We start from the raw sequence: 20,103 nt of genomic DNA on the forward strand, positions 1-20,103 counted from the left end.
AGTCCGTAGGTCGTGACGTGTGGCACTCCGGGCGGTTCAGGGGTGCGCCAGCACCTCGGTCAGCCGTGCCCCGAACTCCACGGACCTCCCCGGCCACGGGCCCTGCGCACTGGCGAACCCACCGTGGTGGCTGGGGAACACCGTCACCGCCAGCCCGAGCTGGTCGGCGACCCCGCGGGCGGTGCGCGCCGTGATCGCGTCGCCGGTCTCCTCCCCCACGGCGAGCACGAGGCGGGGCGTCGCGCGCCGCAGCGCGTCGAGGTCCGGCCGGGTCCGCGTCACGTCGTGCGAGCGCGTGGACAGGAGCGGGTCGTCGCGGGACCCGTCGTCCTCGGTGGGCAGCCCGAACTGGGCCGGGTCGGCCGGCGGCTGCGCGAAGTAGTCCTCGGTGAACTCGCCCTGCCAGTTGGCCATCCTGATGAAGGCGGCCATCCCTGCGCCGAAACCGCGCTCGGCGTAGGCCCGCGCCACCTCGTCGGACGCGCGCGCGGCGGCCTCCGCGTCGGGGAGGGCCCACATGGCCGGCGGCTCGTGCGCGACCACGGTGGCGAGGTCGTCGGGGTGGGTGGCCGCCCAGGTGAGCGCCGTCACCGCGCCGCCGCTGCTCGCGAACAGGTCGACCGGTCCGGCGCCGAGGTGCTCGACGAGGGCGTGCAGGTCGGCCGCCTGGTCGACGGGGTTCTGGTCGGTGCGTCCGTCGCGCCGCGTCGTGCTGCGGCCGAGCCCTCGAGGGTCGTAGGTCACCACCGTGCGGTCGGGAAACTCGGCAGCGAGGGCCTCGAAGCCGTCGGCGCACATCGGCTGCCCGATCATGAGCAGCGGCGGACGGCCGTCGGCGGCGGGCAGGGACCCTCGGATGTCGTGGACGAGGTCCACCTCCGGGAGCTCGAGCGTCCGGGTCACGACCGTCGGTGCCTCTGCCATGGGCCCAGCCTGCCAGTGGGTGGGGCGCACGTGAAGAGGGTCAGTGCGAGTCGGTGTCGCCCGCCATGAGCCGGCCGATCTCGGTGCGGTCCGCGTCCTTGCCGGCGACCTCGGCGACGACCCTGCCGCCGTGGATCACGGCGATCCGGTCGGCGAGCGAGAGCACCTCGTCGAGCTCGGCGGACACGAGCAGGACGCCCGCGCCCGCGTCGCGGGCCTCGACGATGCGGCGGTGGATGAACTCGATCGAGCCGACGTCCACGCCGCGGGTCGGCTGGGCAGCCATGAGCAGGCGCGGCTTGGCCGACATCTCGCGGGCGACGACGACCTTCTGCTTGTTGCCGCCGGAGAGCGAGCCGGCGGGCGCCTCGACGTGGGGCGAGCGGATGTCGAACTCGGTCCGCAGGCCCTCCGCGTACTCGCGCACGGCCCCGAAGTCGCGGATGAAGCCCTTGGCGAACGGTGCCTCGTCGAACCGGTTGAGGACGAGGTTGTCGGCGATCGAGTAGCCGCCGACGATGCCGTGCTTCTCGCGGTCCTCGGGCACGTGACCGACGCCGGCGTTGTTGGTGTCGCGGGCGTTGGACCGGGTGATGTCCACCGCGTCGGCGCCCGAGCCGAGGTGCACCGAGCCGCTCACGGGCGGGCGCATGCCGGCCAGGCTCTCGACGAGCTCGCGCTGGCCGTTGCCCTCGACACCCGCGACGCCGACGATCTCGCCGGCCCGCACCTCGAGGTCGAAGCCGTCGACGGCGGGCAGGCCGCGGTCGTCGCGCACGTGCAGGTCCGTGATCGACAGGACCGTCTCGCCGGGGGTGGCCTCGGCCTTGTCGACGCGCAGGACGACGTCGCGCCCGACCATCATCGAGGCCAGCTCGCTCGTCGTCGTCGTGGCCAGGTCGTCGACCCCGCCGACGACCTTGCCCTGACGCAGCACGTAGCAGCGGTCGGCCACGGAGAGCACCTCGCGCAGCTTGTGCGTGATGAAGACGATCGACGTCCCGCCGGCGGCGAGCTCCTTCATGACCCCGAGCAGCTCGTCGGTCTCCTGCGGCGTGAGCACCGCGGTCGGCTCGTCGAGGATGAGCAGGTCGACCTTGCGCGAGAGCGCCTTGAGGATCTCGACGCGCTGCTGGGTGCCGACCGGCAGGTCCTCGACCTCGGCGTCCGGGTCGACCGAGAGGTTGTGCCGGGCCGACAGCTCGCGGACCATCTCGCGGGCACCGTCGAGGTCGAGCATCCCGCCACGGGTGCTCTCGTGGCCGAGCATCATGTTCTCGGCCACCGTCATGACCGGCACGAGCTGGAAGTGCTGGTGGACCATGCCGATGCCGCGACGGATCGCGTCCTTGGGGTCCTTGATCCGGGACGAGTCGCCCTTGATGGTGATCGTCCCGGCGTCCGGTGTCATGAGGCCGAAGATCTGCTTGACGAGGGTCGACTTGCCGGCGCCGTTCTCACCGAGGAGCGCGACGATCTCGCCGCGGTCGACCCGCATCGAGATGTCCTCGTTCGCGCGGACGGTGCCGAAGGCCTTGGAGAGACCCTCGATCTCGAGCAGCGTCTCGCGCGACCCGGCGGCCGCGCGTCCCTGCACTGCGGTGTCGGTCATGTCAGTCGCCCTTCACGAACGGTTGCCCCACGGCGCCAGGCGCCCGGACCCGACCGGCGGCCGCGGCGAGCACGACGAGGGTGAGGACGTAGGGGAGCAGGTTGATGAACTGCTGCGGGATGTCGACGACGTTGCTCGCCTGCAGCTGCGAGGCCGACGCCGACATGAAGCCGAAGAACAGCGCGGCCGCCAGCGCGCGCAACGGACGCCACGCCCCGAAGATGAGGATGGCCAGCGCGAGGAACCCTCGGCCCGAGCTCATCCCACGCTCGAAGGTGCTCGTCGCCTCCATGGAGAGGTAGGCGCCGGCGATGCCGGCCAGCGACCCGGCCATGGTGACGTTGAACAGGCGCAGCGCGATGACGTTGATGCCGGCCGTGTCGGCCGCCGAGGGGTACTCGCCGACGGCCCGGGTCCGCAGGCCCCAGCGCGTCCGGAAGAGCAGCACGTGCAGCACGACGGCGATGACGAGGGCGAAGAGCGCGATCGGCCCGTCCGAGAAGAACACCGGCCCGATGAGCGGGATCTTCGACAGCAGTGGCACGTCGAAGTTGGGCAGGCCGCGCGGGATCGTCTTGCCGGACTCGTAGTAGAACGACGTGATCCCGGTGGCGACGATGTTGATGACGACACCGGCGATGATCTGGTCGAGCTGTCCCTTGACCGTCGTGAAGGCGAGGAACGCCCCCATGACGATGCCGGACAGGGCACCGACGATGACGCCGACGACGACGGACTGCGCAGCGGCCGCGGCGAAGAAGCCCGCGAACGCCCCGACGAGCATCTGCCCCTCGATGCCGATGTTCACCACACCCGAGCGCTCACCGATGACGCCGACCATGGCGCCGAGGACGAGCGGCACGGCGAGGAACCAGGCGTTGGAGAACATCGAGACGGCGATGTTGCCGTTGGCGAAGTAGAACGCGTATGCCGCGATGAGGACGACGACGGACGTCCCGACCCACACCTTGTTGCGGTTCAGCCACTCCATGTCAGGACCCCCAGCTTCCGGCGAGCTGCGTCTGTTTCACCGCGTGGCGGCGGAAGATCCACTTCGCCAGCACGGGCAGCGACACCATGAGCAGCGTGATGGCCAGCAGGACGTCGACGACCTCGGGGCGGATGCCGAGCTCGAACTGCAGCGTCGGGGCGCCGGCCCGCATGCCGCCGACGAGCAGGGCCGCCGGGATCGTCCCCAGCGGGTTGCCCCGGGCGAGCAGTGCGATGGTGATGCCGTCGAAGCCGAGCGAGCCGGCGATGCCGTTCTGGTAGCGGTACGGCTCGATCTGGAGCAGCTCGAACGCCCCGGCGAGGCCGGCGAGGCCACCTGACATCGCCATGGCGATGAGGGTCGACTTCGTCGCCGAGATGCCGGCATACCCGGCGGCGAACTTGTTGCGTCCCACGGTCTGGAGCTCGAAGCCCAGGGTGGTGCGGCGCAGCATCCAGGCGACGAGGACCGCGAGGAGCAGCGCGACCGGCAGGCCCCACGGCAGCACGCCGAGCGGCGCCAGCCGCGCTCCCTCGGGCACGGCCCGCGAGGCGGGGAACGGCTGCGCCGGGTCGGCGAGCGGGCCGCCGTTGATGAGCCAGTCGATGATGCCCACGGCGATCGAGTTGAGCATGATCGTGGAGATGACCTCGTGGACGCCACGGGTGGTCTTGAGCAGGGCGGCGATCGAGGCCCACATCGCACCGAACAGGACGGCGACGACGACCGCGGCGACGACGAGCAGGGGCCCGGGCAGGTCGCGCAGCGCGTAGCCGACCCATGCGGCGCCGATGCCACCGGCCATGAGCTGGCCCTGGCCACCGATGTTGAAGAGCCCGACCTTGAGCGGGATCGCGACCGCGAGGCCGACGAGGATCAGCGGCGTCGTCTTCTGCAGGGTCGCGAGCAGACCGCTCTGCGTGAGGAACGAGTGCTCGAAGAGCCGCTGGTAGGCGTAGGTCGGGTTGTAGCCCTGCGCACGGATGAGGATCGCACCGATGGAGAAGGCCAGCACGACGGCGATGAGCGGGACGACGATCGCCTGGTGCCGGACGAGGAAGCCGAGCACCCCTGTCGGGGGCGGCGGCGCACCGCGCTCCGCGACGACGGGGACCGCCGGCGGCGCCTCGGCGGGGGCGTCCTGCGAAGGCTCCTCGGGCGCCGGGGGCGCACCCTTCGCCGGCGGACGGGCGGGGTCAACCATGACTCTCCGTGGTGGTGGGAACGGAGGAACGGGTGCCCTCCGGAGAGGGCACCCGTTCCGTCGAAATCATGCTCGGACTGTAGCGGACCGGGTCACCGGGCCGACGGTGTCGGCGGCTCCGGTGCAGCACCGTGCGCAGTGCCGAGCGGGTGGTGCAGGTCAGGCGACCTTGAGCGACCCGTCCTCGAGCTGCTTGACGATGTCGGCGACCTTGGTCTTGACGTCGGCGGGGATCTTGGAGTCGAAGTCGTGGTACTCGGAGAGGCCGGTCTTGCCGACGAAGTTGCCGCCCTTGATGGAGCCGTCCTTGGCCTGGTTCAGCAGCTCGGCGGTGCCGTCGGTGAGCTTCTTCTCGGCGGAGGTGATGAGGCACGGGTGCGCCTCGGGGACGGTCTCCCACTGGTCGACGTCGACGCCGATGCAGAAGATCGACTCGCCTGCACCGGAGGTCTTGGCGGCCTCGCCGAGGGCGCCGTTGCCGGTGCCGCCGCCGGCGCCGAAGATGAAGTCCGCACCCTGCGCGAGCATCTTCTTGGCCTCGCCGGCGCCCCACGGGGAGTCGGAGAAGGCGTTGTCGCCGGCCGGGTGGTAGACCTTCGCGACCGTGACCTTGGGGTTGGCGGCCTTGGAGCCCTGCTCGTAGCCCTTGGCGTAGTTCTGGGTCGGGGGGATCTCCTGACCGAGGACGACGCCGATCTTGTTGGTCTTGGTCATGAGCCCCGCGAGGTAGCCCGCGGCGTAGCCGGCGTCGGCCTCCGGGAAGATCAGGCCGGTGACGTTCGGGGCGGTGGCCTTCTCGTCCTGGAACTGGTCGACACCGATGAACTTGACGTTGGGGTTCGCCTTGGCGGCGGTCACCGTGGCCTCGGCCATGAGGAAGCCGACCGTGACGATGGCGTCGTACTTCTGGTCGGTGAACTGCTTGAGGTTGTTCGCGTAGTCCTTGGCGTCCTTGGTCTCGATGAACTTGGTCTGGACACCGTCGCCCTCGAGCTTCTTGACGCCCTCCCACGCGGCCTGGTTGAAGTTCTTGTCGTCGACCGAACCGGTGTCGGTCACGAGGCCGATGCAGAAGACGTCCGCCGAGGAGCAGTCCTTGGGGGCGGCCGAGCTGCCATCTGAGCTGGTGTCGCCGGTGCTACCGCCACAGCCAGCGAGAACGAGGGCGAGGGCGGCGGGGGCCGCGACGAGGAAAGGCTTGGCCTTCATAGGGGTCTACTCCTTGGGGGTGTGCAGGATGCCCCCGAACTGTAGCCGCCCGCCTCGCACCGTGAGACGGCCTTGCGAAGTCGTTGCCGTCTCGTTACTGGCGGGTCAGCGTGGCGATCTCGACGGCATACTCCGGGAAGCTCTCAGTCAGCGCAGCGCGCTCCCCGAGGGTGAAGTGCTGAGGGCGGTATGCCGGGCTGCACCAGCACGAGACCAGACTCCAGTCCCCCATGGTCGCGGCCCCCTGCCACACCCCCCGCTTGACGAGCACCTGCCGTCGCCGGCGGCCGAGCAGGCTCAGGCGGCCGTGGTTGCGCCTGCGGCCCTCGCGCAGCCGGAGCAGGGCGACGGGTGCGCCGTCGAGCCACTGCCAGCCCTCGTCGACGGTGAGCCGGTGCATCGCCGAGAACCCCTCGGGCCCCGCCGTGAGCAGGACGAGGACGGAGGAGAGCTCCTGGGTGCGCGGGCCCTCGACGTAGTAGGCGCCCTCGTCCGGGAGCGGCTTCATCCCCAGCTCGTCGATGATCTGCTCGGCGGTGCGCATGCGGGTCAGGCTTCCTGGGCGGCGAGGGCGGCGGCTGCTGCGTCGCGAGCCCGGGTGCGACACCGCTCGAGCAGGTGGCGCGTGTCCAGCAGGGTGCTGCGGCGCTCGCTGACGACGATCCTGCCATCGACGAGGACGTGGCTGACGTCGCCCCGGCCGGCGGCGTGGACCAGCAGCGCTGCGACGTCGTGCACGGGCGTGAGGTGGGGCTGCTCCAGGTCGAGGAGGACGAGGTCGGCCCGCTTGCCGACCTCGATCGAGCCCAGGAGCCCGTCCAGGCCGAGGGCTGCGGCGCCGTCGATGGTCGCGGCCCGCAGGACCGCCGTGGCGTCGACGTCGGGCCGGCCGCTCGTGAGGGCGGCGAGGTGGGTGGCCTGACGCATCACCTGCCACATGTCGAGGTCGTTCGAGCTCGCGCAGCCGTCGGTCCCGATCCCCAGGCGTATGCCGTCCGCCCGCCAGCGCTCCCAGTCCAGTCCCCCGAGGCGAGCTTGAGGTTGGAGCCGGGGCAGTGCGCGACGGAGGCACCCGACCCGGCGAGGTGCGCCCGGTCCGAGGCCGAGAGGTGCACCCCGTGCCCCGCGACGACCCGGGGGCGGGCCGGGTCGGTGACGCCGTTCGGGGTCCCGAGGACTCCTGCGGCGACGAGGAGCTCCGTGGGGGAGGCGCCCAGCCGGGCGACGACGTCGGCGTTCTCGGCGGCGTTCTCCGAGACGTGCGTGTGCAGGACCGGGGCCAGGCCGTTCGGCTCCCGGTCCGCGACCTCGGTGAGGACCCGGGCCACCTCGGCGAGGTGCTCGACCGAGCACGTGTAGGTGCTGTGCGGCATGGCGGCGACCGGCACCAGCGGCCCGCCGGCCCCGCGCAGCACCTGCGGCCAGGCGCGCAGGCCGGCGATGCGCTCGTCCCAGGAGAGCCCGTCGGGACCCGGGCCGAAGAAGAAGGTCGGTCCACCGACGTGGCGCGACCCGGCCGCGACGGCGCCGCGGTGCGCCGGCTCGTGGTGGAAGTACATGTCGAGCTGGGTGGTGCAGCCGGCGAGCAGCGACTCGAGCGCTCCCAGGGTCGCGCCGAGCTCGACCGTCTCCGGGTCCATCACCGCGCCCTCGGCGGCCCAGACCCGCGCGAGGAAGCCCTGGAGGTCGACGCCCTCGGCGATGCCGCGCAGCAGGGTCATCGGCAGGTGGGTGTGCAGGTTGACCAGGCCCGGCAGGGCGAGGTGCCCTCGGCCGTCGATGACGACGTCCTTGCGGCTCCCGACGGCACCGTTCCCCGCGCCCGGGCCGACGGCCGTGATCACGCCGTCCTCGACCACGACGGACACGTCCCGCAGCACCGTGTCCTGCGGGTCGACCGTCACGACGAGGGCGAGGTCGCGGACGACGACTCGGCTCATGCGTCGTCCTCGACGGCGAGGACCGCCCGGGTGTGGACCAGCTCGTCGAGGACCGCGAGGACGCGCGGCACGCCGGTCCCCATCACGGCCTCGATCTCCTCCATCGTGATCGGCTCCTCGGGCCGCACGCCTGCTGCCGGGTTGACGACGAGGCTGATGGCGGCATACCGCAGGCCTGCTTCCACGGCCAGGGTCACCTCCGGGACACCGGTCATCCCGACGACGGTGCCGCCGGCGAGGGCGGCCAGGCGGATCTCGGCGGGCGACTCGAAGCGTGGCCCGTCGAAGCACGCGTAGACGCCGCCGTCGACGACCGTCTCGCCGGCGGCGCCGGCGGCGTCGAGGAGCTCACGCCGCAGGACAGGGTGGTACGCGTGCGTCATGTCGGTGTGGACGACGCCCCCGGCTCCCTCGTTCTCGAAGAAGGTCGTCTCGCGTCCCCGCGTCAGGTCGAGGAAGTCGTCGACGCAGACGAGGTCACCGGGCTCGAGGTCCGGGTCGATCCCGCCGGTGACGTTGACGGCCACGACGTCACGGACCTCGAGGTCGGCGAGGGCGCGGATGAGCGCGCGGTGGTCGATGCGGTGCGGAGGGACGACGTGCCCGACGCCGTGCCGGGGGACGAAAACGACGGGGAGCCCGTGCCAGGTGCCCCGGGTGAGCGCCACCTCCCCGTATGCCGTCCGCACCCTCTCGTGGACCACCTCGTCGAGCGCGTCGATCGAGGCGAAACCGGTGCCGGCGACGACTCCCAGCGGCTGGCGGCTCACGGGCGCCACCGTACCGGTGGTGCGAGGATGCGTCGCATGAGGAGGCGGGTGGCGGTCGCGGCGACGGGTCCGGCGTCGCTCGCCGCCGGGCAGGCGGTGGTCGCCGACGGGGGCAACGCCGTCGATGCCGCCATCGCCGCCGCCGTCACGTCGATGAGCACCGAGCCGGGGATCGTCAGCCTCGCGGGGGGCGCCTTCGTCACGGTGTGGCCGCCGTCGGGCGACCCGGTGGTGCTCGACGGCAACGTCGTCATGCCCGGGAGGGGGCTGCCGCGAGAGGCGTTCGGCGGTGGCGTCCGTGAGGTCGTCACGGACTACGGCGGCGGCGTGACGATGCATGCCGGCCACGGCTCGGTCGCCGTCCCCGGCGCCCTGACGGCGTGCGAGACGGCGGTCGCCCGGCACGGGTCGCGGCCGTGGTCCTCGGTCGTCGAGCCGGCCGCCGCGGCCTGCCGTGACGGGTACCCGATCGGTGGCGCAGCCGCCCGCTACCTCGCGATCGTGGGAGACGTCCTCTTCGGCGACGACGACGGAGCGCGGGCGGTGACCCGCCGGGTCGACGGCTCGCCGTTCTCCGCCGGGGACCTCGCCCGCAACGCCGAGCTGGCCGACGTCCTCGACGAGGTCGCCCGGGCGGGAGCCTCCCTCCTCACGACCGGCGACGTGGGGCGGACGCTGGTGAGCGAGATGGCTGGGAACGGTGGGCTGGTCACGGAAGCCGACCTCGCGGCATACGAGGTGCTCGTCCGCACACCGCTGAGGCGGGCGGTGGGCGACTGGGACATCGCGGTCAACCCGCCCCCGTCGGTGGGTGGGCCGATGCTCGCGGTCATGCTCGGCGAGCTGGCCCGCGCGGGCTCGCCCTCGTGGGACGACGTCCTCCGGATCCAGCGCGCGGTGCTCGCCTACCGGGTCTCGGTCCACGACCACTCGCGCGACCTCGAGGCGGACGGTCACGAGCTGCTCGCCTCGGTCGACCGGCACGGGCTGGCAGGTCTGCCGACGTCCGCGTCCACGGCCCACATCTCCGCGGTCGACAGCGACGGGCTGGCCTGCGCGGTGACGATGTCGAGCGGCTACGGAGCAGGGGTCACCGTCGCCGGGACGGGCCTGCTCCTCAACAACGCCCTCGGGGAGCCCGAGCTCAACCGGCTGGGGCTGCACGCCCTCGAGCCGGGCACGCGGCTGGCGTCGAACATGGCCCCGACGGTGGGCAGGACCTCCGACGGGCGGGTCCTGGCGGTCGGGTCACCGGGTGCCGACCGCATCACCACCGCGCTGATGCAGGTGCTCGACCAGCTGTGCCTGCAGGGCGCCGACCTCGACACGGCGATCCGGGCGCCGCGGATGCACGTGCGCTTCGGGACCTCGGGCGCCGCGCTCGTCGAGCACGAGGCCGACCCGGAGATCGCGCTCGCGGTCATCCGCGCCGGACTGCCCGGCCTCGACCACGGGGACCTGTCGATGTACTTCGGCGGCGTGGGTGCGGCCCACCGCGACCGCGACGGTGGGCTCAGTGCCGCCGGGGACCCCCGGCGCGAGGCGGCGGTCGGCGTCGCCTAGCGGGTGGCGCCGGGGACCATCCACCGGTCGGTGCGCACGCGCGCCCACATGAGGACCCCGCGGATGGCCATGAAGCCGGTGAACGCCAGCCACAGCCAGGTCACCGCGTTGCTCGTGCCGCGCTCGGAGTCGCCCTCGAGGAGCCAGTCGCCGAGCAGGTGGACCCCGAGGATGAGCGGCAGGTAGGCGAGCAGGTTGCCGAGCATCGCCCGCGCCAGCCAGCGCCCGTCGCCGGCGCCGATGAGCACGCCGTCGATGACGAAGACGTAGCCGCTGAGCGGTTGCGACAGGGCGACCACGAGAAGCGCGGCCCCGATGGCGGCGCGCACCTCCGGGTCGCCGGTGAACACCTGCGGCAGCACGGTGTGGAGCAGGAGCACGAGCACCCCGAGGGCGGCGCCGCCGATGACGCCCCACCGGATCATCAAGGTCGTCGTGGACCGGGCGCGCTCGAGGTCGCCGGCGCCGAGGGCCTTGCCGGTGAGGGCCTGGGCCGCGATCGCGATGGCGTCGAGGGCGAAGACGAGGAAGCTCCAGATGGTCGCCGACACCTGGTAGGCCGCGAGCGGCACGTCCCCGAGGCCGGCCGCGACCCACGTGGTGACGAGGAGGACGGCGCGCAGCGCGAGCGTGCGCACGAGCAGCGGTATGCCGGTCCGCGCGGCTCCGAGGATCCGTCCGGGGTGGGCGCGCAGGGTGACGGCGTGGCGGCGGGACTCCCGCACGAGGACGACGACGAGGGCCGCCGCCATGCCGGTCTGGGCGATGACGGTGCCGAGGGCGGAGCCGGCGATGCCCCAGCCGAACCCGTAGACGAAGAGCACGTTGAGGGCGATGTTGCTCGTGAAGCCGAGGGCGCTGGCCGCGAGCGGGGTCTTCGTGTCCTGGAGCCCCCGCAGGACACCGGTGGTCGCGAGGACGACGAGCATCGCGGGGATGCTGATGGCGGAGATGCGCAGGTAGGTCACGGCATGGCCCAGCGCCTCGGGCGACGCGCCGAAGAGCCGGCAGATGGGTCCGGCGAGCATGGCGACGAGGACGGCGGTCACGGCGCCGAGGCCGACGGCGAGCCAGGTGCCGTCGATGCCGGCGGCGATGGCACCGTTGCGGTTGCCGGCCCCCAGCTGCCGGGCGACGACCGAGGTGGTGCCGTAGGCGAGGAAGACGAAGACGTTGGCCGCGGTGAGGAGCATCGCGCTGGCGACACCGAGGCCCGCGAGCTGCGGGGTGCCGAGGTGGCCCACGATGGCGGAGTCGGTGAGGAGGAACAGCGGCTCGGCGACGAGGGCGAGGAACGCGGGGAGGGCGAGCCGCAGCACCTCGCGGTGCTGGGACTGCTCGGCCGGCGTCGTCACGGAGCGAACCTAATCCGTCGCCGGGGCCGGTCCGTGAGCCACGCGGCCGCCGCCGACCTGTCCGGCGAGGGGTGTCGGGTCGCGAGCGGGCGGCATACGCTGAACGCATGTGCCGAAACATCCGTCAGCTGCACAACTTCGAGCCTCCCGCCACGGACTCCGAGGTGTATGCCGCCGCGCTCCAGTACGTGCGCAAGGTGAGCGGGGCGACCAAGCCGTCGCAGGCCAACCAGGACGCGTTCGACGCGGCGGTGCGCGAGGTCGCGAACGCGACCCAGCACCTGCTGGACCACCTCGTGACGACGGCGCCGCCGAAGGACCGTGAGGTCGAGGCGGCCAAGGCCCGTGCACGCTCCGCGGAACGCTACGGACGCGCCGGCTGATTGCTCTCGAACTGTCGCGCGTCAGGGCTTGACGCGCCCGGGTTACCGCGTGGTATTGGGGCGTGGGGGTGGCCCGACAGGGCCGGGCGGGCCCCTCCCGGTGAGCGGGTCCATGTGGACAGGACACGCCCGGAACTTTCTTTCCGCACACCGGCGGATCCGCATCCTTGCAGGTCAGCGCCCTGCGTTCGCCGAAGAAAGTTCGTTGTCCACAGGACTGTCCACCGACTGTGCACAACAAGGTCGGGCGTTTTGCACCGTGGGTCCACACGTTGTCCACAGGGGCGAAAGACAGGTCCCGTCGCAGGCCTTAGGTTGGCCCGAGCCGCGCGGGTCCGTGGCGTGTCAGAGGCGGCTGTTGCACTGGGCGACACGGCGTACAGAGGTTCGGACGGAAGGGTGCACGGGTGTCGATCGCTGAGCTCAGCAACGGCTACACCGGCTCCAGCGACGGTCCCTCCGACGACCGGTTGCCGCCCCAGGACCTGGGCGCCGAGCAGTCCGTCCTCGGCTCGATGCTCCTCAACAAGGACGCTATCGCCGACTGCCTCGAGGTGGTCCGGTCGGTCGACTTCTACCGGCCCGCCCACGAGCTGATCTACGACGCGGTCCTCGACCTCTACGGGCGCGGTGAGCCCGCAGACGCGATCACCGTCGCCGACGAGCTGTCCAAGCGCGGCGACCTCACCCGCGTCGGCGGGCAGGCCTACCTCCACCAGCTGATCCAGTCGGTGCCGACGGCTGCCAACGCCGGCTACTACGCCGAGATCGTCCACGAGCGTGCGGTGCTGCGCCGGCTCGTCGAGGCCGGGACACGCATCGTCCAGATGGGCTACGGGCAGGGCGAGGGAGACATCGACGACATCGTCAACCGCGCCCAGGCCGAGGTCTACTCGGTCGCCGAGAAGCGCGGCGGCGAGGACTACCACCAGCTCGGCGAGCTCCTCAACGCGACGATGGAGGAGATCGAGGCAGCCGCCGGCCGCACCGACGAGATGATCGGGGTGCCGACCGGCTTCATCGAGCTCGACAACCTCACCCACGGTCTGCACGCCGGCCAGATGATCGTCATCGCAGCTCGACCCGCCGTCGGGAAGGCCCTCGCGCTCGATACTCCACTTCCCACTCCCACGGGCTGGACGACCATGGGCGCGTTGGCGGTCGGTGACCAGCTGCTCGACGCGTCAGGGCGTCCGACGCGCGTGGTTGCAGCGACGGAGGTCATGACGGGACGACCGTGCTATGAGGTCGAGTTCTCCGACGGGTCGGTGATCGTCGCCGACGCGCAGCACCAGTGGCTGACGGACACCCGAGCGTCGAGGAAGTCGTTCCAAGCGTCGCGCGACGGGGTGAACAGGACTCGAAACCAGAAGACCTGTGCCGCCGTTCGAACCACCGAAGAGATTGCCGCGACCCTGCGGACAGCCACGTCTGAGGCGCGGCTGAACCACTCGGTGGCCCTCGCTGAGCCCCTTCAGCTCCCCACGGCGGATCTCCCGCTGTCGCCCTACGTCCTCGGTGCATGGCTGGGTGACGGGACCACGGCGGCGGCCCAGCTCACGACGGCCGACGACGAGATGGTGATGCTTCTCGAGGCGGAAGGGCTCGTTGTCACTTCGACTGCTGCCACGATGCGCTACTCGCTGCGGCTCCCCGTGGAGGAGGTCAGCGCCCGCCTCTGTGTCGTGTGTGGCGCGCAGTTCGTTACTCGCACGAACGCCGTCAAGACCTGCGGCCGGTCCTGTGGTGGTCGTTCCAAGGGCACCGACCGCCTGGTGGCCCGATGTGTGGACTGCGGTGCGGCCTGCACCGGCCTACGCCAGTGCCAGGAGTGCCGCGCGGACCACGGAACAGTGGTCGCCCTGCTGCGCAAGATCGGGGTGCTGGGTCACAAGCACATCCCTGCGGCGTACCTGCGAGCGAGCGAGGCCCAACGCCGCGCATTGTTGGCGGGGCTCCTGGACACCGACGGGACGGTGACGGCTGGCGGGTGCCCACAGTTCACGACCACCGATGCTCGCCTGGCCGACGATGTCTGCGACCTGCTTGCAGGCCTTGGCTATCGCTTCGGGGTCAGCCGCAAGGACGTGCGAGGTCGGACGGAATCCTCGTCCACGGCATTCACGATCACCTTCTCCTCGGACGAGGACGTCTTCCGACTCTCGCGCAAGAAGATTCGTCACAAGGAGCTGCGGACGCGCACCTTCCAACGGCGCAACTCCCGGTTCATCGTGGACGTTCGCGCCGTCGACTCGGTGCCCGTCCGCTGCGTCGAGGTCGACAACACCGATCACCTGTATCTGGCTGGTCGCTCGATGATCCCCACCCATAACTCCACGCTGGGGATCGACATCGCGCGTGCGGCGGCGATCAAGCACGGCATGGCGACCGCCGTGTTCTCGCTCGAGATGAGCCGCACCGAGATCACCATGCGCATCCTCTCCGCCGAGGCGACCATCCAGCTCCAGGACCTCCGCAAGGGCCTCAAGGGCCAGGAGCAGTGGAACAAGCTCGCCCGGATCATGGGCAAGATCTCGGACTCGCCGCTCTTCATCGACGACTCGCCGAACATGTCGCTGATGGAGATCCGAGCCAAGTGCCGCCGCCTCAAGCAGCAGCACAACCTCAAGATGGTCATCATCGACTACCTCCAGCTGATGAGCTCGGGCAAGAAGGTCGAGTCCCGCCAGCAGGAGGTCGCCGAGTTCTCCCGTGCCCTCAAGCTCCTGGCCAAGGAGCTCGAGGTGCCGGTCATCGCCATCTCGCAGCTGAACCGTGGTCCCGAGCAGCGCACCGACAAGCGCCCGCAGATGTCCGACCTCCGCGAGTCCGGGTGCCTGCCTGCCGAGACGCGAATCCTGCGGGCTGACACCGGAGCCGAGACGTCGATCGGCGAGATCGCCAGGTCCGGTGAGAAGGACCTCACGGTGTGGGCGCTCGATGACGGGCTCCGCTACACCAAGCGCACGATGACGCACGCCTTCTCCACCGGCGTCGCACCCGTCTTCCGGCTCACGCTGGCGTCCGGCAAGACGGTTCGGGCGACGGAGAACCACCCCTTCCACACCTACGAGGGGTGGAAGCCGTTGGCGTCACTGCGATCGGGAGACCGCGTAGCCGTTCCGCGTCACGTGCCGTCACCGCTCCTCGTCAGTGACTGGGCGGACTCCGAGGTGATCATGCTGGCCCACCTCATCGGCGACGGATCGTTCGTGAAGCGTCAGCCGATCCGGTACGCAAGCATCGACGAGGCCAACCTGGACGCCGTGACCAAGGCTGCCCTCGTCTTCGGGATCTCGGCCGTGCGCGATGAGTATGCCGCTGCGCGCTGCACCACGTTGAGGCTCCCGGCCCCGTTCCAGCTGGCTCGGGGCCGGCGCAACCCGATCGCGGAGTGGCTCGACGAGCTGGGTCTCTTCGGGGCCCGGTCACACGAGAAGTTCGTTCCCTCGGACGTGTTCACCCTGCCGAAGGAGCAGATCGCCCTCTTCATCCGGCACCTCTGGGCCACGGACGGTTCTGTGACGGTTCAGAAGAACGGCCGAGGGGGGCGGGTCTACTACGCCTCGACCTCGCGCCGGCTCGTCGACGATGTGTCGCGCCTGCTCCTCCGGTTCGGCATCCAGACCCGCGTGCGTGTCACCAAGAAGGCCGGCTATCGCGACGGGTACACCCTCGACATCTCGGGCGTGGACAGTCAGCGCCGGTTCCTCAGGGAGATCGGTGTCCATGGAGCGCGGGGCGTCGCTGCCGAACGTCTGCTCCAGATCGTCCTCGAGATCACCGGCAACACCAATGTGGACACCGTCCCTCGGCAGGTGTGGGATGACGTGCGGGACTCCATGTCCGAGAGGGCCATGACGACCCGCGAGCTCCAACGTGCGTTGGGCACGCAGTACTGCGGTTCCGCCCTCTACGCCAGCAACCCTTCACGACAGCGGCTGGCGAAGGTTGCCGAGGTGCTCGACGATGCAGCTCTGGAGCTGATGGCCGTCAACGACGTGTTCTGGGACTCGGTGGTCGCGATCGAGCCCGACGGCATCGAAGAGGTCTACGACGCGACCGTCCTCGACTGCCACAACTTCATCGCGAACGGCATCTCCGTGCACAACTCGATCGAGCAGGATGCCGACCTCGTCATCCTGCTCCACCGCGACCGCTCCGACCCCGAGCGCGACGGCGAGGCCGACGTCATCGTGGCCAAGCACCGAAACGGCCCGACCGCCGACCTCGTCCTCGCCTTCCAGGGCCACTACAGCCGCTTCAGCAACATGGCCAAGGACGGCGGCTTCTGACGACACGAGGAGATTTTGCGTTCTCGTCCCAGAAATCACATTTCGACGCAATGTCCGACGGACCTGTGCAACGACACCGGAGTGTCACCGCTCGCGACATCGAGTGTCACCAGTGACGACACGGAAGTGTCACCGGTCAAGGGACCACCCGCAACCGTGGACAGCACCAACACGACCGGCGCTCGACCCCGCACAGTCGGCGTGCAGCGCCAAGGCCGATGGGAGGTTGTCGGCTCCGCATCGGCATCCCTGATCGATCAGCCGGAGGAGCGCTCGGACGCATGTCACCGGTGACGGAACGTGGCACTATCGCCAAGGGACACGACGAGGCCCCGATCCGCCGCATCGGGGCCCTGTCTGGTTCGTGAGGAGAACGCGGATACGTCTCTCGGCAGCAGTTGGCACGGGGGACGGTGCAGAATCAGGCGGTCGGAACCAGCCCCAACAGTCCTTCCTCAGGCCGAGAGAACACGGAGACACGATGCGGATCTTGGTCACGGGCGCGACCGGATACGTTGGCGGCAGGTTGGTGCCTCTGCTGGTGGATCTCGGGCACGCCGTGCGCACCACGACGAGCGACCCCGCCCGGTCACAGCCGTGGTGGCACGACCGAGTCGAGACCGTCGTGATGGACGCACTGGAGGACGATCAGGTCGCGTCGGCGTGTGACGGCATGGACGCGGTGTACTACCTCATCCATGGCATGGGTGGTGATGACTTCGTCGAAGCGGATCGAAAGGCCGCCGCCAACTTTGCCCGTGCAGCGACGGCGCACGGCGTATCCCGAGTCATCTACCTGTCGGGGTTCGTTCCCGACGTCGCAGACGACGACCTGTCCGAGCACATCACATCCCGCCGCGAGGTTGAACGCATCCTCGCGGAGTCGACCGCCACCGTCATCGTCCTGCGTGCAGCCATCCTCCTCGGAAGCGGCTCCACATCCTTCGAGATCATCCGCCAGGTCAGCCAGCGGATGCCCGTGCACACGGTCCCGTCCTGGATGAATTCGCTCGTGCAACCCATCGCGGTCGTCGACGTCCTTGAAGCGCTGACAGGCGCCCTCGACTACGACGGCCCTTCCCGGCACTTCGACGTCGGCGGACCAGACCGGCTGCGGTACGCGGATCTGCTTGCCGCGTACACCGAACACGCGGGTTTGACCCGGCCGCAGGTCACAGTCCCGCCGCTGCCGACCGCACTCGTAGGCACACTCGTCGGAAGCCTCACTGACGTCCCACGAGCCACCGTCGAAGCCCTCACCGAAAGCCTGCACCACGACATGGTCGCCACCGAGGACGAGTTCCGCGCCCTGCTGTTGCCACGTGGGTATCACCTGATCGGCCTGGAGGAGGCATTCCACAGATCCCTCGCCACCCCAACCACGGATGCCGAGCACGCGGACCCCATGGGTCCGATGCCGCAAGACCCCGCTTGGGCGAGCGGCGGCGACGATCGACCCGTCCTCGCCAAAGTGGCTGACGCCGTCAGGGACGTTCTCTAGCCACCGCTGTGGACAAATGACATGAGGTGTCACCGGTGACAGTTGATGTCGCCGGCGGTAACACTCCCATGTCGCTACACACGACTTTGAACCGAAGTTCACGACTTGTCGCGGTTTGTGGCGAGGTGGCGGCGTTGGACTCATACGTGGCGGACGACATCAATGTGTGGAGGGTGGCCGACCTGCGCGCCTTCGCCGAGTCGCATCCGAATGCTCCGACGGTCGTGGTCTTGACCAGCACCTTGACTGTGACGTCAGCGGCCGAGTCGACCATGGTCTGACGGGTGGCGCCACCTTGGCTGCTGTGAGTCGGCCAGCCTGGTGAACGAGGAAGGCGGCCCCACCTCGCCGCCCCCAACGGCCCGGCGCAGCGGGGGTCGCTTCCGCGACCGTCACGGCGCGGCCCCCCCGGCTCCGCATCGTCCGCCGGAGTCGGGGGCCGCTGCCTCCGACCCTATGGCTCCGGCCTACAGGACTCCTTGAAGCGTCCTAGTCTTGGTCGAGAACGACTCGACCCTCCTCCGTTCTCCGGAGATGACGATTCTGTGCACGACGGGATGTAGATGGCCGGCGCTAAGCGTTCATTCAAGCCTCTGGATGCCAGCATCGCGAATGCTTTGGCGGCCCTGCGCAGCGGCGACATCACGGCCGTTTCGCTCACTCGGTGCCATCTGGATCGCATTGAGACCTTTGACCGTGGCGCGGGCGGGCTGAACTCCATCGCGGTGCTCAATCCGGACGTCATGGTCGAGGCCGCTGAGTCAGACCGACGCTGGCGTGCAGGCATCCCGAGGGCACTCGAAGGGGTGCCCTACACGGTGAAGGACTCCTACTGTGTCAAGGGGCTGACGGTCGCGGCTGGCTCACCGGCGTTCGAGCACTTGGTCGCCCGCCAAGATGCGTTCTGCGTCGAGAAGCTGCGTGGGGCCGGCGCCGTGCTCATCGGGAAGACCACCATGCCGCCCATGGCCGACGGCGGCATGCAGCGCGGCCTGTACGGACGACCCGAGAGCCCGTACAACCGGGACTTTCTCCCCGCCGCCTACGCATCCGGCTCATCCAGCGGCTCCGGGGTGGCAACCTCGGCGAACTTCGCCATGTTCGGCATGGCAGAGGAGACCGTGTCGTCGGGCCGCAGTCCGGCGTCGAACAACGCTCTGTGCGCCTACACCCCCTCATGGGGTCTCATCTCCATCCGCGGCAACTGGCCGTTGCACCCTGCACGCGATGTCGTGGTGCCGCACACCCGGTCGATGCCGGACATGCTCCGAATTCTCGATGTGCTGGTGCGGGACGATCCTCATACGCGAGGCGACTTCTGGCGCCACCAGAAGGTTCTGGATCTTCCCCGCCCGAGCGAACATCGGCCGGGCTCATACCTTGAGCTGCTCGATCCGCGCGCCTTGCAAGGCAAGCGGCTCGGTGTCCCGGCGGTGTTCCTGAATCAGGACCCGCGAGCGCCGATCGCGATCCGCCCGTCCGTTCTCGACCTGTGGAGAGCGGCCCGTCAGCGCCTCGAATCCCTTGGCGCGGAGGTTCTCGTCACCGACTTCCCGCTCATCGAGAAATACGAACAACCCAGGCGTCCCGGGGTGCCGCACGTGCTCGACCTGCTGCCGGCTACGTGGCCCTCCGCCGAGCAGGAGCATCTTCTGCCGTTCGGCTGGGACGACCTCCTGCGCGTCAACGCCGATCCCACCTGCAGCACCCTCGCCGCCGTCGACCCCCATCAGATCGCGCCCCGCCCACCCGGCACGCTGCCAGACCGGTTCGACGACGAGGCCGACAGATTCGCCAACGCCGTGTCATTCGCCCGCGAAGGCATCCCCGACCCCCGCGGACGCAAGGACTTCGCAGCCGGACTCACCGTTGTGCACTCGTTACGCGAGTCCCTCTTCGAGAACTGGCTTGCCGAGCGGGACCTGGATGCCATCGTGTTTCCCGCGAACGCCGACGTGGGAGCCGCGAACGCCGATGTCGACCCAGCCGCCGCCGACCACGCCTGGTCGAACGGTGTCTACTTCTCTCACGGCAACCTTGCCCTACGTCACCTTGGCATCCCCACTGTGACCGTGGCGATGGGGGTCATGTCCGACATCGGCATGCCGATCGGCCTGACCTTCGCGGCCGCCGCGTACGCAGACCGGGACCTGCTGCGCTTTGCAGCTGCGTTCGAGGCGGGCGGCTCCGGTTCTCTGCGCCGGCCGCCCGCGTCAACCCCGGCGCTCGTTCCCACCACACTGACCTCGACGAGCTGAGCTCGCGGGGCCGCGCGCTGCCAGCGTTGTCAGGGATGCGTGCCGAAAACTCCGCCACGGGTAGGTGTCGGGGTGAGAGGACTCTCATGCGGCTGGTG

General features: G+C 70.1%; 15 protein-coding genes. 5 read left to right on the forward strand and 10 right to left on the reverse strand.

Going from position 1 to position 20,103, the window contains the following annotated elements; all coding sequences use genetic code 11:
* Nucleotides 1–36: 36 nt before the first annotated feature.
* From ACOJV9_RS10210 to ACOJV9_RS10250, 9 genes are all read right to left on the reverse strand, one after another.
* Nucleotides 37–924, reverse strand: coding sequence for an alpha/beta fold hydrolase (locus ACOJV9_RS10210; RefSeq protein WP_420185096.1), 888 nt, complete (start codon nt 922–924; stop codon nt 37–39).
* Nucleotides 925–964: 40 nt separating this feature from the next.
* On the reverse strand, nt 965–2,536 hold the full coding sequence (locus tag ACOJV9_RS10215) for an ABC transporter ATP-binding protein (protein ID WP_420185097.1): 1,572 nt from the start codon (nt 2,534–2,536) through the stop codon (nt 965–967).
* Nucleotide 2,537: 1 nt separating this feature from the next.
* Nucleotides 2,538–3,527, reverse strand: coding sequence for an ABC transporter permease (locus ACOJV9_RS10220; RefSeq protein WP_420185098.1), 990 nt, complete (start codon nt 3,525–3,527; stop codon nt 2,538–2,540).
* Nucleotide 3,528: 1 nt separating this feature from the next.
* Nucleotides 3,529–4,731, reverse strand: a complete 1,203-nt coding sequence (locus ACOJV9_RS10225; RefSeq protein ID WP_420185099.1) for an ABC transporter permease — start codon at nt 4,729–4,731, stop codon at nt 3,529–3,531.
* Nucleotides 4,732–4,890: 159 nt separating this feature from the next.
* Entirely contained in the window at nt 4,891–5,940 is a 1,050-nt protein-coding gene (locus tag ACOJV9_RS10230; protein WP_420185100.1) for a BMP family lipoprotein, read from the reverse strand.
* Nucleotides 5,941–6,034: 94 nt separating this feature from the next.
* Nucleotides 6,035–6,484 carry a cupin domain-containing protein gene (locus tag ACOJV9_RS10235; protein WP_420185101.1) on the reverse strand — a complete coding sequence of 150 codons (450 nt, stop codon included), beginning with the start codon at nt 6,482–6,484 and terminating at the stop codon, nt 6,035–6,037.
* Between the two features lie 5 nt (nt 6,485–6,489).
* The gene (locus ACOJV9_RS10240) at nt 6,490–6,960 is read right to left on the reverse strand and encodes an amidohydrolase family protein (RefSeq protein WP_420185210.1); all 471 of its coding nucleotides are present in this window, start codon (nt 6,958–6,960) and stop codon (nt 6,490–6,492) included.
* The gene (locus ACOJV9_RS10245; RefSeq protein WP_420185102.1) at nt 6,867–7,880 is read right to left on the reverse strand and encodes an amidohydrolase family protein; all 1,014 of its coding nucleotides are present in this window, start codon (nt 7,878–7,880) and stop codon (nt 6,867–6,869) included. The genes ACOJV9_RS10240 and ACOJV9_RS10245 overlap by 94 nt, the downstream gene beginning before the upstream one ends.
* Entirely contained in the window at nt 7,877–8,650 is a 774-nt protein-coding gene (locus ACOJV9_RS10250) for an S-methyl-5'-thioinosine phosphorylase (protein ID WP_420185103.1), read from the reverse strand. Before ACOJV9_RS10250 ends, ACOJV9_RS10245 begins: the two co-directional genes overlap by 4 nt.
* 36 nt (nt 8,651–8,686) lie before the next feature.
* On the opposite strand from ACOJV9_RS10250, the gene ACOJV9_RS10255 reads away from it, so the two are divergent.
* Nucleotides 8,687–10,213, forward strand: coding sequence for a gamma-glutamyltransferase (locus tag ACOJV9_RS10255; RefSeq protein ID WP_420185104.1), 1,527 nt, complete (start codon nt 8,687–8,689; stop codon nt 10,211–10,213).
* Here ACOJV9_RS10255 and ACOJV9_RS10260 read toward each other — a convergent pair.
* Nucleotides 10,210–11,568 (reverse strand): MATE family efflux transporter, encoded by a 1,359-nt coding sequence (locus tag ACOJV9_RS10260; protein ID WP_420185105.1) that lies wholly within the window; start codon nt 11,566–11,568, stop codon nt 10,210–10,212. The two genes, ACOJV9_RS10255 and ACOJV9_RS10260, sit on opposite strands and share 4 nt — an antisense overlap.
* Nucleotides 11,569–11,675: 107 nt before the next feature.
* Between ACOJV9_RS10260 and ACOJV9_RS10265 the strand changes: the two genes are divergently transcribed.
* The 4 genes from ACOJV9_RS10265 (at nt 11,676) to ACOJV9_RS10280 (ending at nt 20,005) form a co-directional block, all read left to right on the forward strand.
* On the forward strand, nt 11,676–11,951 hold the full coding sequence (locus ACOJV9_RS10265) for a DUF2277 domain-containing protein (protein ID WP_420185106.1): 276 nt from the start codon (nt 11,676–11,678) through the stop codon (nt 11,949–11,951).
* 407 nt (nt 11,952–12,358) lie between these two features.
* A complete protein-coding gene (locus tag ACOJV9_RS10270; RefSeq protein ID WP_420185107.1) occupies nt 12,359–16,246 on the forward strand; it encodes a replicative DNA helicase in 3,888 nt (1,295 codons plus the stop codon).
* A gap of 481 nt (nt 16,247–16,727) precedes the next feature.
* Nucleotides 16,728–17,747 (forward strand): NAD(P)H-binding protein, encoded by a 1,020-nt coding sequence (locus ACOJV9_RS10275; RefSeq protein ID WP_420185108.1) that lies wholly within the window; start codon nt 16,728–16,730, stop codon nt 17,745–17,747.
* Nucleotides 17,748–18,310: 563 nt separating this feature from the next.
* Entirely contained in the window at nt 18,311–20,005 is a 1,695-nt protein-coding gene (locus tag ACOJV9_RS10280; RefSeq protein ID WP_420185109.1) for an amidase, read from the forward strand.
* The last annotated feature ends 98 nt before the right edge of the window (nt 20,006–20,103 follow it).

This window comes from Knoellia terrae, assembly GCF_048606435.1.
In the GTDB taxonomy this organism is placed as follows: domain Bacteria; phylum Actinomycetota; class Actinomycetes; order Actinomycetales; family Dermatophilaceae; genus Knoellia; species Knoellia terrae.